Below are 11,391 nucleotides of genomic sequence, written 5' to 3'. Positions count from 1 at the left end.
CCCTACGGCACCGGATGCGCCGCTATGGCGCAATCAACAACCGGCTTTCACGATCCCAGCGCCAGAGCCGTTCGTTGGTGAGTTCGGTCCCGCCCCACCAGCGATAAATCCGGTTGTGGCGCCACATATCATCCTCGCGCGCAAAAATTGAACGCCCGAGTTCAGTGAGCGTGACCTTCCACTCGCTCCTGCCGAAATAGCGATCCTCATTGTCGAATGCCGGATCGCCCAGCAGGATCGGCGGGGCCGGGTGCGCCCCCAGTTCGAGCAAGGCATCAAACGCGTCGTTTTCGTCAAACACATTGCGAAGCCACCTCGCTCCCTCGACGATCCTCGGGTCGGTGTGCCCATCGTTCACAAACTCCAGAATATCCATTTCGCTGGCACCCAGGCCCGTCACACTGTCCGGAAGCTCTTCGAGCAACGCGATGAGCGCCGGCCGAAGTCTCGGCAGGGCCGTCAGATCCGTCATCAGAAGATCGAAGCAGGGCTTTGGCGTTTCAGCCCGATAGGCTTGCCAGGCGCGGCGTGCCAAGGCCAAATGGTTTTCGGTCACCTTGAAGGCCGGCAGCTTCCATTTTGCGACAGATTCCGGAGCATAGTCCGCAACATGATCATCTGTGTGCACCAGACTGAGCTTCGTCGTAATCTCCTTGTAGGGGCGAAGCAGGTCCAGCAGCCAGATCAGCACAAGCTGATCGTTTGGTCGAGGGTCGACCCGATTTCAATTGAGTCGAACTTCGCACACAGCTCGAAGAAACCGATATCACGCGTTCCGAACCCCTCCAGCGAGCCGCGACAAGCCTCATCGAGCCAATGATCGCCAGGATTGCCGTGCTTCGCCGATCGGCGCTCCAGCCCAAGCAATAGTTGTTCCTCGGGAGGCAATTTCCTCCACACGAAGCGTAGATTGAATCCAACCACGACATTCGCGAGGCGCGACGGGGCAAGCACGTCTTCGTCAAGGTGGTTCGTGGATAAGATCAAATGAGACACGGTCGCCTCTTAAAAAATTGATTCGCGTACAGGAACGCTGAGAGCCATGCGCGCCCTTAGTCAGGTGCGATCAACGCGCGGTGCTCGGCGTCCCATCGCCAAAGCCGTTCGCTGGTGAGAAGTGTGCCACCCCACCAGCGGCGAAACGGATTATGGCGCCGAAAGTCCTCTTCTCCCGTCAGCACCGCCATCCCGAAATCGGTGAGCGACATTAGGGACTGCTTGTATTGCGCGAAACGGCGAGCATCGTCATGCATGTCGAGCGTGAATGGCCCCTCCTCCAGCCCGGCTACGGCCGGCACTGGACATCGCGCGAGTCCATCGAGCAGCGCGCCGACCTCCCAGTAATCGTACACGCGCCGGTCGTTGGGTTTCTGATGTCCCGGGAAGACGTGAAAGGGCTGCACTTCGCCCGGCGCGATGAGTTGCAGCATCCGTGTCTCCGTGGTCCCGAGGCCGCTGGTCACGTTTGGAAGCTCTTCGAGCAGGTCAACAACGCAATGCTCGAGCTGCGGAAGCGGACTCAAGTCCGCTTCAAGCAGGTTGAACCAGGCCTGCGGCGTGGGTCCGCAATAAGCGCACCATGCGCGACCGGCCAGTTCAAGGTGATCTTCCGCAAGTTTTCCTATTGGCGGATTCAGCTTCACAAGTTGCTCCGGCGCGACATCACCCACGGCAAAGTCCAGGTGACGTATCGAGAGCTTGGAAACTGCCGCTTTCTCGGTGCTGCAATGATCGAGCAACCAAAGCAGAATTAACTGTGCATTTGGCTCTGATCCCATCCACAGTTCGGCCGTGTCGCATTCGGACAACAGGTCGACCAGTCCGCGCCCCCTCACCCCAGACCCTTCCAGACGCCAGGCCGGGGTGTGGTCCAGCCAGTGCAGGCCGAGCGCTTGGGTCGTTCGCGGGGAGAAGAATGCCCGGTGTTCCGCATCAGACGGCAGCGGCCCCAAGACAAGCCGGCGCTCGATCGCAAGGACGAGATCGCCAAGGCCGGCGCCTTGTATCGCGCCGGCGGCGGACGAATCGGTCGTCACGATGAGCCGCGTCATGCGGGATCCTCAGGGTTTCGTCAGGACTGCGCCGTAGCGCCATAGCTTATCATTGGTCAGATGCGTGCCGCCCCACCAGCGGTCGATCGGATTGTATCGGCTGAAATCCTCCTGATGGGCCAGGACAGCCTTCCCGAACTCGGTCAACGACAATCGGCTGCGGAGATAGACCTCATGCCGAGCCCTTAGATTGCCGTGGTCGATTGTACGCAGTTCATCGCCCAAACCGGCTACGGCGGGCCTGGGGCCAAGCGCGAGCCCCTCCAACAGCGAACCCAAATCAAATTCGCTGAACACGTACGTGCGCCGCTGCGAGCGCAGATGAAACAGGGCGTTCGTGTTTGCAAATCCTCTGGAAAGCAGCTCCAGGAATCGCATCTCGGTCGCACCAAGACCCGTCGAGGATGACGGTAGCTCTGCCAACAGCTCTTGCAATGCTGGTCGCAACATCAACAAGGCGCTCAGATCGCTCCAAAGTAGGTTGGCGCAGGCCTCGGGCGTCGGCGTGCGATAGGCCTGCCAGGCCATTCTGGCAGTGCTAAGTTCACGGGCCTGAACATCCACCATAGGAATATGCGACGCGGACGCTTCGGAAACTCGGTCTCTCAGATCGAAGAGATCGGATGCAAGCAGACGCAACCTGAGTTTTTTCAGCAGCTCAGGGTATGAGGCAAGATAGTCGAGCAGCCAGATCAGCTGCAGTTGATCGTCTGGGCTCGGATCGAACCAAAGTTCGATCTCGTCATAGCGCTCGCAAAAATCGGCAAAGGGTAGCTTCCTGAGTTCCTTGAACTTGGAGGGCCATTTTGTACCCCAATCCGACCAATGATCGCCCGGCCTGAGCGTCCCTGACTGCGCCCCGAAATAGGCTGCGAAATAGTCGGACGAAGGCAACGGCCCCCACGTGAAGCGAAAAAAGAACAGAACGACGATCTCGGCCAGCTTCGATTTGGCGAGATCGGCGCCGGCCGCACTGGTCAGGATCAGACGCTTCATCACACCACCACCCGATCACGACAACGCAAAACGAAACGGGCGCTGACGACGTCGGCAACTCAACGTCTTCAGCGCCCGCTCCTCGCGAAAAGCTTTCGCGGTTCGTCTTACTCGTCTGCCGGCTCCTCGCCGTCGGCGTCGCTCTCGGGCGTACCGGCCAGAATCTGCTCGGAGATCAGACCGGAGTTCTGGCGGATCGAGGTCTCGATCTTGGCGGTGATGTCGGGGTTGGCCTTCAGGAAGGCTTTCGAGTTCTCGCGGCCCTGACCGAGGCGCTGGCTGTCATAGGAGAACCAGGCGCCTGACTTCTCGACGATGCCGGCCTTGACGCCGAGATCGAGGATCTCACCCATCTTGGAGACGCCCTCGCCGTACATGATGTCGAACTCGACCTGCTTGAAGGGCGGCGCCAGCTTGTTCTTCACCACCTTCACGCGCGTGGTGTTGCCGACCACTTCGTCGCGCTCCTTGATCGCGCCGATGCGGCGGATGTCGAGGCGGACGGAGGCGTAGAACTTCAGCGCGTTGCCGCCGGTCGTGGTTTCGGGCGAGCCGTACATCACACCGATCTTCATGCGGATCTGGTTGATGAAGATCACCATGGTATTGGACTTGTTGATCGACGCCGTCAGCTTGCGCAGCGCCTGGCTCATCAGGCGCGCCTGCAGACCCGGAAGCGCATCACCCATCTCGCCTTCGAGCTCGGCCTTCGGCACCAGCGCGGCGACCGAATCAACCACCAGCACGTCCACCGCACCCGAGCGCACCAGCGTGTCGCAGATTTCCAGCGCCTGCTCGCCGGTGTCGGGCTGCGAGATCAGGAGTTCGTCGATGTTGACGCCGAGCTTGCGGGCATAGACCGGATCGAGCGCATGCTCGGCGTCGATGAAGGCGCAGATCCCGCCCTTCTTCTGCGCTTCCGCCACCGTGTGCAGCGCCAGCGTGGTTTTACCTGAGGATTCCGGCCCGTAGATCTCGACGATGCGCCCCTTGGGCAGGCCGCCGATGCCGAGCGCGATATCGAGCCCGAGCGAGCCTGACGACACCGCCTCGATGTCCATCGACCGGTCGTTCTTGCCGAGCTTCATCACCGAGCCCTTGCCGAACTGGCGCTCGATCTGAGAGAGCGCGGCGGCCAGAGCTTTACTCTTGTCCATGGAAGATCCTTCGACGATACGCAGGGCAGTGGCGGACATTGGGTCGTGCTCCTTATGGCGAGGATTCGCGTGAGGGACAAACGATTGGCGAGGCGGCTCGGCGATAAAAGCAACGTACCCCATTTGTTCTAGGTTCGCAATATGTTCTTTTGCGGATTTGGAGGTTTGTCCGTGAGCATCCCCAAGTCCCCCTCCTCATTCGCGTTGTGCACACAACTGGACAGACGCGGCTCCCGTTACTGGTCCTCAATGGGCCATCACCGCACGAACCGCGGCCACTATCGGTGATGAGAACGCCCGATTGCGCTCCCGCCTTCCTCGCGCGGAAAGGAGCGCGCCATGCTCAAGCGGCGACGTTTCAAGCAGCAGCTGACGCTTCAAGATCGACTCTCCGCCTGGGTGAAGCAGGTCGAGGAGCAGGCCTCCAGGCTTCCGCCCGGGCCCGAGCGGGACGCCCTGTTCAAGAAGGCCCGCCAGGCCGATGTCGCCAATCATCTGCACGACTGGATCATATCCCCCGGGCTGCAACCGCCGAAATAACAGGGCTGCCGCAACGTCATTCCCCGGCCGAAGCTGACGCGCATCAAAGACGCATGGCCCGGCCGCCGTCAGAATTCCGTAATCCTGCGGCACCGAACCTTTTCGCGGTCTTGGGCCTTCTCCAGGATGGGACCGCAACTTTGGGGATCTCAGTCATGACGGACAACACGAACCGCGACACGATCAGGCGCAATCCCCTGCTGGAGGCGGCGCAGGAGGAGCTGATGAAGTTCGAGCGCGCGGAAAACGAGTTCCGCAAGAAGGACCGCCAAGAGCGCGCCGCCGAGCTCCACCTTCCCCTGAACGAAATCAAGATCCACTAAACACGGCGCGGGGCCGGCTTCGGAAGCTGACAAGGGCGCGCTGGCGATGTGGCTGGCGGCGGCGAAGCAGTCGTCCGATCACCGCAAGGTTTCGGCAGCGCAGCTTGAGTCGATTTGAGCTGCTCACAAGGCGCATCGCGCGCAAGGACGGTACCAAATACTACCCATAAGTCACTGAAAGAACAAACGAATTTCCATGTCGCCTACTGTGCATGGGGTTGTTTTTCCAGTTTTGAGAATGCGGTACGCCCCGTAACCCGTCATCCGGGGAAAGGCTGCCGCTCGCGCGCCTGTTTTAAAGCAGCGCCAGCAGCACGAGGCCGATCACCAGCACCACGAAGCCAGCCGCTGTCGCGGCGGCGAATGACCGCTCTACGTTATCCATGATGCCACCCCGTGGTCGGCGTGCCACGTTTCCCCCATGGCTGCGCCGAACGATGTGGAATCTTGCCGACCGGTGTGTCCGCAGTTGTGCGAACGGATGTCGAAATTGGGACCGGTGCGGGGCCAGTCTGCGGCCTCGAGGCTCGGCCCGGAAATCCGCCGCCTGTCAGGCTGCCGTAAGCGCAGCCGGCTAGAATGATGTGGCTATGGTGTTGCAGCCCAGCACCTCAGCCTCCAATAACTTTTTGCCCCGTCTGGCTCTCCCCAGGCGGGGCTTTTTCATCCCTGCCGGGCGGTTCGCGGATCTCTCTCCTCCTGGGTCAGGAGCAGCGAGAAAGTGCGGATCGCGGGCGCAGCCAGCAGAACGATCGGCAGCATCGCGGCCCAGGCGATCAGCCACGACACCATCCAGTGCCCGACGAAGCTCATCGCGCTGCCGGCGGGCAAGCTGGCGATCCCCGCCGCGATCAGCGAGGTCAGTCCGGACTGGATGATTCCGAAGACGAAATGACTGTAGCGGCGGGGAATGCCGAGCATGACCGGGCCCATGTTGTTTCTTGCCGTCGTTCAGACCAAGCAAGGCATATGCCGCCGCTTGCAGGGAAATCAGTGATCCTCGGCGGGGCCCCTGCGGCCCCGTCCGATCGGCGTACCGGCGCAGCCGGGTGCAGCCCAGGAACTTTGTTCATGGTCGGAGAACCACGGGTATGCGACAGCCTTACTGTCTCACGGCCCGGCGTCTTTCGAAAGCCGGCTCCGCTTGTTTCGGCGCACGCGCGCTTTCGAGATATCCCCGAACTATCCGGGGCTTACCGACAGAATTTGCTTGTCTCCGGAATATTGGGACGCCCAACATGTTTGCAGACATGGAGAGTGAATCGTGGGGAGGTCACCATGAATCACAGGGGCATCGAATTCACTGTCGCCAAGACGGCGATTCCCGGAATCTGGCAATGGCAGTTCCGCATCGGCGAGCAGGTCAAGACCGGCAAGACCGAGACGAAAATCGATCTGTTGGCGATCCGGCGCGTGCAGCTGCGCATCGATCGGGAGCTGAAGCGATCGGCCGGGCCGACTGAACCGGCCGGATGAAGGTCGGCGTCGGATGGCGCCTTGTGCCGCCGCGGCTGGCGGCGGAACATCATCCGTAGCCGCCCGGAATTGATCTGACGGTGGTTTGGGATTGGACTGCGCGCGCTCATGGCCCTGGGGGCAAGGCCATCACGCGCGCGATCGGTGCCAGCCATGCCATTGTATTTCTTTCGAATCCGGAATGGCCGTTATTCGGGCTGCGCGGACCAGGCGACGGAATTCGCCGATCGCGATTCGGCCTGGAAAGAGATGACCAATGTCTGCGCCGACATGACCGCCGGCATTGCCCGCAAGCTCCAGGAGAATTCCGAATGGCACATGGAGCTGCTGGACGAGGCCAAGGAGCCCGTGTTCCGGATCCGCATCGTCGCCGAAACCCTCGACTAGCAAGCAGCTTCAATCCGCGCTGGGCAGCCGCCGCATGGTGAATTCGATGTCGCCGCCGGGCAGCTCGCGCCAAGTCTCGACCGCGCTCATATAGCCGGCCTTGGGGTAGCGGGCGAAGAAGGCCTGCGCCCTTTCCCGTGCCGCCGCGCGCGGCAGCGTGAAGGTCTCGCGCAGATAGCCGTCGCCGACCACTTGGCCCGGCTTGCCGGCGATCTTGCGCCGGCGCGCCATCCGCTCGGCGAGATCCCGCGGACGGTCGGCCATGTCCTCCTCCTCTACGCGCTACGCTCCAGCCAAATGTAGGGCGTGGGCCGGACGAAGAGGAGTCCCCTCCCGAAGGCGTTGTGCCGCCCCCGGATGGAGCTGGGGGGTCAGCTGGCGCCGCTCGTCAGTTGGCGGCGGTGCCGCTCTTGGACTTCTTCGGCGCGCTGGTTGCAGCCGAGGCCTTCGGCGCCGCCGGCTGCTTCGGCGGATCGGAGCGCATGCCGCCCCAGGGATCGTTGGACGTCTTGGAATCCGGGATCTTCTTCAGCGTTTCCTTATAGGCCTTGTCACGCTCGGCTTCCGCGGCCTTTTCCTCGGGGGTCTTGCTCGGGGCGTCCTGCAGCAAATTCAGATTGGGCATTTGCGCATAGGCAGGTCCCGCCAGCACGGCCAGCACCGCGGCCAAACGGAAAAGCTTCATCGTCTACTCCTTGATCATCCATGGAGGCACGGTTCGCCCGTGCCTGGTCATCCTTGTCGCGCCCGGTCGCGACCGCCGAGGCCGTCCGGGGCCCCCTAGAGCCGATCCGATCTGCACGATTTCGGCGCATGCAGCCAGTCGTCCCAGATCGGACCGCATTTGGTGCACCCGCTCAGCGCGAGGCCGAGCGCGGCCATACAAAAGAGGAGGACACACCGACGCAACATCATCCACCCATACCCCGAGCAAGCCATCATATCGGGCCAAGTCAGGCATTTTCAAGCCGATGGGACCGGCCCCAGACCGGGTGACTTTGCCGCGCCGATGCGCGCACAATGGGCCGAAACATCCGGCAATACAGGAGAGCGCGCCAGCAATGCAAATGCAGCCAGACACCGAATTCGGCCTCTCCGACGCCAGACGCATCCTCGGCGAGATTATCGCGCCCTGGGTCCAGGATCTCGATCTCGCGGTCGAGCGCCTCGAGCACGTGCAGCCGGCGGATGCGCCGGACTGGCAGCCGGGCGCACTCCTGCGCATGCCGTTTTCGGAGCGCTTGTGCCGGAACGGCGGCATGGTCTGCGGCCAGGCCCTGATGGCGCTCGCCGACACCGCGATGGTGATCGCGAACCTCGCGGCCAATCGCGGCTACCGCCCCATGACCACGGTCGACCAGACCACGCATTTCATGCGCGCGGTCTCCTCAACGGACGTGCTGGCGGACGCGCGCGTGGTGCGGCTCGGGCGCACCATGAGCTTTGGCCGCGTCACGCTGCTCTCGGCGACCGACAACAAACCGATCGCGATGGTATCGAGCGCGTTCGCGATGCTGCCGGGCTGAGCAGCATCTCAAAAGAAGAGAGCCGCGTGGGCGCAAAGCGCACCGCGGCTCTCCATCACGATCGTGTCGAAGCAAAAGACCGAAGCGCGATTGCATCCTCGCTTCGGTCCGCACGCTTCATGACTTGTCGAGATTATTTTCCGAGCACTTCGTCGGCCGCGGTGACAATGCTGGCGGTCGGATTCTTTCCGCAATAGGCACCGAACTTCTTGGCGTTCTCGATGAACACGTCAGTGTCGATGATCGCGTTGTCCTCGTCGCCCTTGTACCAGCCGTCCATCCAGGTCAGCACGACCTGGATGTTGTCTTCGCCGCTCTCGAGGAACTGCTTGCAGCTCATGGTCGAAAGGTCCCACTTGACGGCGTGGGCGGGCATCGACGACAGCGAGAACGCGGCGGCGAGCAAAATCGAAAGCGTGGTCTTCATCAGTATCTCCATCGGCGCGTAGCGCCATAAAAGAAGTGCGTGTGGGGAAAGTCGGCGGAGAGATTCTCCGCGTCAACGTCGTAAACGAAGTCTGAAGCGCTGTGCAAGTAGCGCCAGTATTGAGTTTAGTTCAACGTAATTTCTATGCATTACTTCACAATCATCATGTTGGACCAACGCGGATGATCGAGAAGCGTGCAGCGCAGCGGCACCGTGTTTTCAAGGGTGGAACGATCACCTTCGAAAGCAGCGGCATCTCCTGCACCGTGCGAAACATGTCGGCGGGCGGCGCGGCGATCGACCTCGACACCCCCGTCACATTGCCGCAATCGTTCACGCTATCGATCGCGCGCGACGATTTCGTGCGGAATTGTCGCACAGTTTGGCGCAGTGACAAGCGCGTCGGCCTCGCCTTCGTGCAATAGCGCGCGCGATGTGAACGAACGTTCGCATCGCATCCACAACACGATTATGATTGCGTGATACGACGACGGCGACGCCAGCGCAGGCTTGCGATCACGAGCGCGGCGATTGCGATTCCGATCGCCGCGGATGCTCCGAAAAATCGTCCACCGGGACGATCGATGGTGCGCGACCACAATGTCGGCGCCTCGCCCGGCCGCGCCAGGCGGAACGCGACCACGCTGTCGCCGATCGAGGTGCCGACTTCGGAGTGACCGCCGGCGCCGATCGCGACATATTGCTCGCCCTTCCACAGATAGGTCATGGGATTGGCGACGCCGGGCACCGGCAGCCGTCCCTGCCACAGCTCCTTGCCGCTTCGCGCATCGAAGGCGCGCAGATAAGCATCCATCGCGCCGGTGAAGACGAGGCCGCCTGCCGTGACCGCCACTCCGTTGACGAGAGGCGCACCCCAGGGCAGCGGCGCGCCAAGTGGTGCCAGGTCTTCGGTGGTCCCGACGGTCGAACGCCAGAGGATCTTGCCGGCCTTCAGATCGACCGCAACCATCTCGCCCCAGGGCGGCTTGTTGCAGAGCAGACCGAGCGGCGACATCGCCACCGCGCGCGACATCGCAAACGGCGCGCCGCGCTGCTGGCCGAAATCATGCCCCGGCGGCGGATTGAATCCGGCAGCCTCCGTGCGCGGGATCAGCCTGATGAGATGAACGGCGCGCCCGGTGTTGGCGTAGAGAATCTGCCGGACCGGATCGAAGGCCGCGCTGCCCCAGTTCACGCCGCCGCCGGTGAAGGGAAATTCCAGCGTGCCCCGCACGGAAGGCGGCGTGAACAGACCCTCGTTGCGCGCCTCCGTAAACAGGCGCTCGCAGGACGAGGGGCGCAGTTCCGGCAACAGCGAGAGCGCGTCGTCGGTCGAGATCGCCTGTGATGTCAGCGCCGGCACATGCGTCGGAAACGGCTGCGTCGGCGACAACGTTTCCCCTTCCGCGCCGCCCTGCGGCACCGCGCGTTCTTCCACCGGCCAGACCGGCTTGCCGCTGTCGCGGTCGAGCACGAAGACAAAACCTTGCTTGGTCGGCTGGATCACGACGTCGCGCTGGCCGTCTCCCGCATCGAGGCGCGCAAGCGTCGGCTGCGCCGCCAGATCGTAATCCCAGACGTCGTGGTGCACCGTCTGGAATGCCCATGCGAGCTCACCGGTCTCGATGCGCAGTGCGACCACAGAATTGGCATGCTCGTTGTTGCCCGGCCGCTTGCCGCCCCAGAAATCCGGCGACGGCGAAGACGTCGGCAGGAACACCAGGCCGCGCGCCGTGTCGACCGACATCGGCGCCCAGACATTGGCGTGCCCGGCTTCGATGCCGTCACGCTTGAGCGGCTCGAAGCTCCAGCGCGCCCGGCCGGTGCGCGCATCGAACGCGCGTATGACGCCGCTCGGCGCATCGACGCGTCGGTTGTCGGAGATCGAGGAGCCGACCACGACGACACCCCGGCCAACGGCGGGCGGCGAGGTGATCTGGAACTCGCCGGGCCATTCCAAGGCAATACCGATATCAAGCTTCACCTCGCCACCATTGCCGAAACCGGCACAGGGAATTCCCGTCTTCGCATCGAGCGCGATCAGGCGGACGTCGTTCGTGCCCATGAAGATGCGCGATCGACAGGCGGCATTCGCGGGCGCCTCATCGTCGGTCCAGTGGGTGACGCCGCGGCAGACGTAACGATTGGCGGGACGCTGATTGGTCGCGATCTTCGGATCGTAACGCCATTTCTGCGCGCCCGAGCCGGGATCGAGCGCAATCACCTCGTTGAAGGGCGAGCAGAAGATCAGGCTGTCCTCGACGAACAGCGGCGTTGCCTGGAATTTGGTTCGCCGCATCACCTGCGGCGGGCGCACCGCGAGATCGCCGGTGCGGAATTCGAAGGCCCGAACCAGATTGCCGACATTGTCGGGCGTGATCTGTTGCAGTGGCGAGAAGCGCGAGCCGCCGGCATCGCCGCCCCAACTCTCCCAGGCCGCGCTTGGCCGCACGACAATCAGCAGCAGCGCAACGAGCCCGATCGGAAATCGCAGGCCGGTCCGCAACG

Annotated in this window: 16 protein-coding genes; 6 read left to right on the top strand and 10 right to left on the bottom strand. The window is 62.7% G+C overall.

From position 1 onward, the window contains the following. Positions 1-22: 22 nt before the first annotated feature. From GGD66_RS36380 to recA, 5 genes are all read right to left on the bottom strand, one after another. Positions 23-691, bottom strand: coding sequence for a hypothetical protein (locus GGD66_RS36380; protein WP_246789159.1), 669 nt, complete (start codon positions 689-691; stop codon positions 23-25). Next, positions 685-996: a hypothetical protein gene (locus GGD66_RS41780; RefSeq protein WP_246789157.1), complete on the bottom strand. Its 312-nt coding sequence runs from the start codon at positions 994-996 to the stop codon at positions 685-687. Before GGD66_RS41780 ends, GGD66_RS36380 begins: the two co-directional genes overlap by 7 nt. Before the next feature lie 56 nt (positions 997-1,052). Beyond that, a complete protein-coding gene (locus GGD66_RS36375; RefSeq protein ID WP_183261488.1) occupies positions 1,053-2,051 on the bottom strand; it encodes a hypothetical protein in 999 nt (332 codons plus the stop codon). 9 nt (positions 2,052-2,060) lie between these two features. Then, positions 2,061-3,047: a hypothetical protein gene (locus tag GGD66_RS36370; RefSeq protein WP_183261486.1), complete on the bottom strand. Its 987-nt coding sequence runs from the start codon at positions 3,045-3,047 to the stop codon at positions 2,061-2,063. 107 nt (positions 3,048-3,154) lie between these two features. Beyond that, the gene (recA, locus tag GGD66_RS36365) at positions 3,155-4,243 is read right to left on the bottom strand and encodes a recombinase RecA (RefSeq protein WP_018316624.1); all 1,089 of its coding nucleotides are present in this window, start codon (positions 4,241-4,243) and stop codon (positions 3,155-3,157) included. 300 nt (positions 4,244-4,543) lie between these two features. Between recA and GGD66_RS36360 the strand changes: the two genes are divergently transcribed. Further along, the gene (locus GGD66_RS36360; RefSeq protein WP_183261484.1) at positions 4,544-4,744 is read left to right on the top strand and encodes a hypothetical protein; all 201 of its coding nucleotides are present in this window, start codon (positions 4,544-4,546) and stop codon (positions 4,742-4,744) included. Between the two features lie 155 nt (positions 4,745-4,899). After that, the gene (locus tag GGD66_RS36355) at positions 4,900-5,067 is read left to right on the top strand and encodes a hypothetical protein (RefSeq protein WP_018316626.1); all 168 of its coding nucleotides are present in this window, start codon (positions 4,900-4,902) and stop codon (positions 5,065-5,067) included. Between the two features lie 663 nt (positions 5,068-5,730). On the opposite strand, the gene GGD66_RS36350 is transcribed toward GGD66_RS36355, so the two are convergent. Further along, positions 5,731-5,988: a DUF2798 domain-containing protein gene (locus GGD66_RS36350; RefSeq protein WP_179734448.1), complete on the bottom strand. Its 258-nt coding sequence runs from the start codon at positions 5,986-5,988 to the stop codon at positions 5,731-5,733. Positions 5,989-6,345: 357 nt separating this feature from the next. On the opposite strand from GGD66_RS36350, the gene GGD66_RS36345 reads away from it, so the two are divergent. Together GGD66_RS36345 and GGD66_RS36340 are read left to right on the top strand one after the other, a co-directional pair. Further along, on the top strand, positions 6,346-6,543 hold the full coding sequence (locus GGD66_RS36345; protein WP_026201702.1) for a hypothetical protein: 198 nt from the start codon (positions 6,346-6,348) through the stop codon (positions 6,541-6,543). Positions 6,544-6,696: 153 nt separating this feature from the next. Then, entirely contained in the window at positions 6,697-6,930 is a 234-nt protein-coding gene (locus GGD66_RS36340; RefSeq protein ID WP_018316629.1) for a DUF6894 family protein, read from the top strand. Positions 6,931-6,939: 9 nt separating this feature from the next. Here the strand turns inward: GGD66_RS36340 and GGD66_RS36335 are convergent, their stop codons facing one another. After that, complete coding sequence (locus GGD66_RS36335; protein ID WP_183261482.1) at positions 6,940-7,194, bottom strand: hypothetical protein; 255 nt, start codon at positions 7,192-7,194, stop codon at positions 6,940-6,942. 124 nt (positions 7,195-7,318) lie between these two features. Further along, positions 7,319-7,615 (bottom strand): hypothetical protein, encoded by a 297-nt coding sequence (locus GGD66_RS36330; RefSeq protein ID WP_018316631.1) that lies wholly within the window; start codon positions 7,613-7,615, stop codon positions 7,319-7,321. 376 nt (positions 7,616-7,991) lie between these two features. Here GGD66_RS36330 and GGD66_RS36325 point away from each other — a divergent pair, with 376 nt between their 5' ends. Further along, on the top strand, positions 7,992-8,456 hold the full coding sequence (locus GGD66_RS36325; protein ID WP_183261480.1) for a PaaI family thioesterase: 465 nt from the start codon (positions 7,992-7,994) through the stop codon (positions 8,454-8,456). Between the two features lie 133 nt (positions 8,457-8,589). On the opposite strand, the gene GGD66_RS36320 is transcribed toward GGD66_RS36325, so the two are convergent. Further along, positions 8,590-8,883: an HdeA family protein gene (locus GGD66_RS36320; protein ID WP_026201704.1), complete on the bottom strand. Its 294-nt coding sequence runs from the start codon at positions 8,881-8,883 to the stop codon at positions 8,590-8,592. Between the two features lie 182 nt (positions 8,884-9,065). Between GGD66_RS36320 and GGD66_RS36315 the strand changes: the two genes are divergently transcribed. Further along, positions 9,066-9,308, top strand: coding sequence for a PilZ domain-containing protein (locus GGD66_RS36315; RefSeq protein ID WP_183261478.1), 243 nt, complete (start codon positions 9,066-9,068; stop codon positions 9,306-9,308). A 44-nt stretch (positions 9,309-9,352) separates the two neighbouring features. Here the strand turns inward: GGD66_RS36315 and GGD66_RS36310 are convergent, their stop codons facing one another. After that, complete coding sequence (locus tag GGD66_RS36310) at positions 9,353-11,389, bottom strand: pyrroloquinoline quinone-dependent dehydrogenase (RefSeq protein WP_246789155.1); 2,037 nt, start codon at positions 11,387-11,389, stop codon at positions 9,353-9,355. Between the last annotated feature and the right edge of the window lie 2 nt (positions 11,390-11,391).

Source organism: Bradyrhizobium sp. CIR48, assembly GCF_014198315.1.
GTDB lineage: Bacteria > Pseudomonadota > Alphaproteobacteria > Rhizobiales > Xanthobacteraceae > Bradyrhizobium.
Note: the sequence above shows the minus strand (reverse complement) of the source record. Positions and strands in the feature narration are given on the sequence as shown.

What these genes read in the sequence shown, in the direction of transcription:
- GGD66_RS36375 (WP_183261488.1), bottom strand. Translation starts at nt 2,051, where the DNA reads ATGACGCGGCTCATCGTGACGACCGATTCGTCCGCCGCCGGCGCGATA.
- GGD66_RS36370 (WP_183261486.1), bottom strand. Translation starts at nt 3,047, where the DNA reads ATGAAGCGTCTGATCCTGACCAGTGCGGCCGGCGCCGATCTCGCCAAA.
- recA (WP_018316624.1), bottom strand. Translation starts at nt 4,243, where the DNA reads ATGTCCGCCACTGCCCTGCGTATCGTCGAAGGATCTTCCATGGACAAG.
- GGD66_RS36360 (WP_183261484.1), top strand. Translation starts at nt 4,544, where the DNA reads ATGCTCAAGCGGCGACGTTTCAAGCAGCAGCTGACGCTTCAAGATCGA.
- GGD66_RS36355 (WP_018316626.1), top strand. Translation starts at nt 4,900, where the DNA reads ATGACGGACAACACGAACCGCGACACGATCAGGCGCAATCCCCTGCTG.
- GGD66_RS36350 (WP_179734448.1), bottom strand. Translation starts at nt 5,988, where the DNA reads ATGCTCGGCATTCCCCGCCGCTACAGTCATTTCGTCTTCGGAATCATC.
- GGD66_RS36345 (WP_026201702.1), top strand. Translation starts at nt 6,346, where the DNA reads ATGAATCACAGGGGCATCGAATTCACTGTCGCCAAGACGGCGATTCCC.
- GGD66_RS36340 (WP_018316629.1), top strand. Translation starts at nt 6,697, where the DNA reads ATGCCATTGTATTTCTTTCGAATCCGGAATGGCCGTTATTCGGGCTGC.
- GGD66_RS36335 (WP_183261482.1), bottom strand. Translation starts at nt 7,194, where the DNA reads ATGGCCGACCGTCCGCGGGATCTCGCCGAGCGGATGGCGCGCCGGCGC.
- GGD66_RS36330 (WP_018316631.1), bottom strand. Translation starts at nt 7,615, where the DNA reads ATGAAGCTTTTCCGTTTGGCCGCGGTGCTGGCCGTGCTGGCGGGACCT.
- GGD66_RS36325 (WP_183261480.1), top strand. Translation starts at nt 7,992, where the DNA reads ATGCAAATGCAGCCAGACACCGAATTCGGCCTCTCCGACGCCAGACGC.
- GGD66_RS36320 (WP_026201704.1), bottom strand. Translation starts at nt 8,883, where the DNA reads ATGAAGACCACGCTTTCGATTTTGCTCGCCGCCGCGTTCTCGCTGTCG.
- GGD66_RS36315 (WP_183261478.1), top strand. Translation starts at nt 9,066, where the DNA reads ATGATCGAGAAGCGTGCAGCGCAGCGGCACCGTGTTTTCAAGGGTGGA.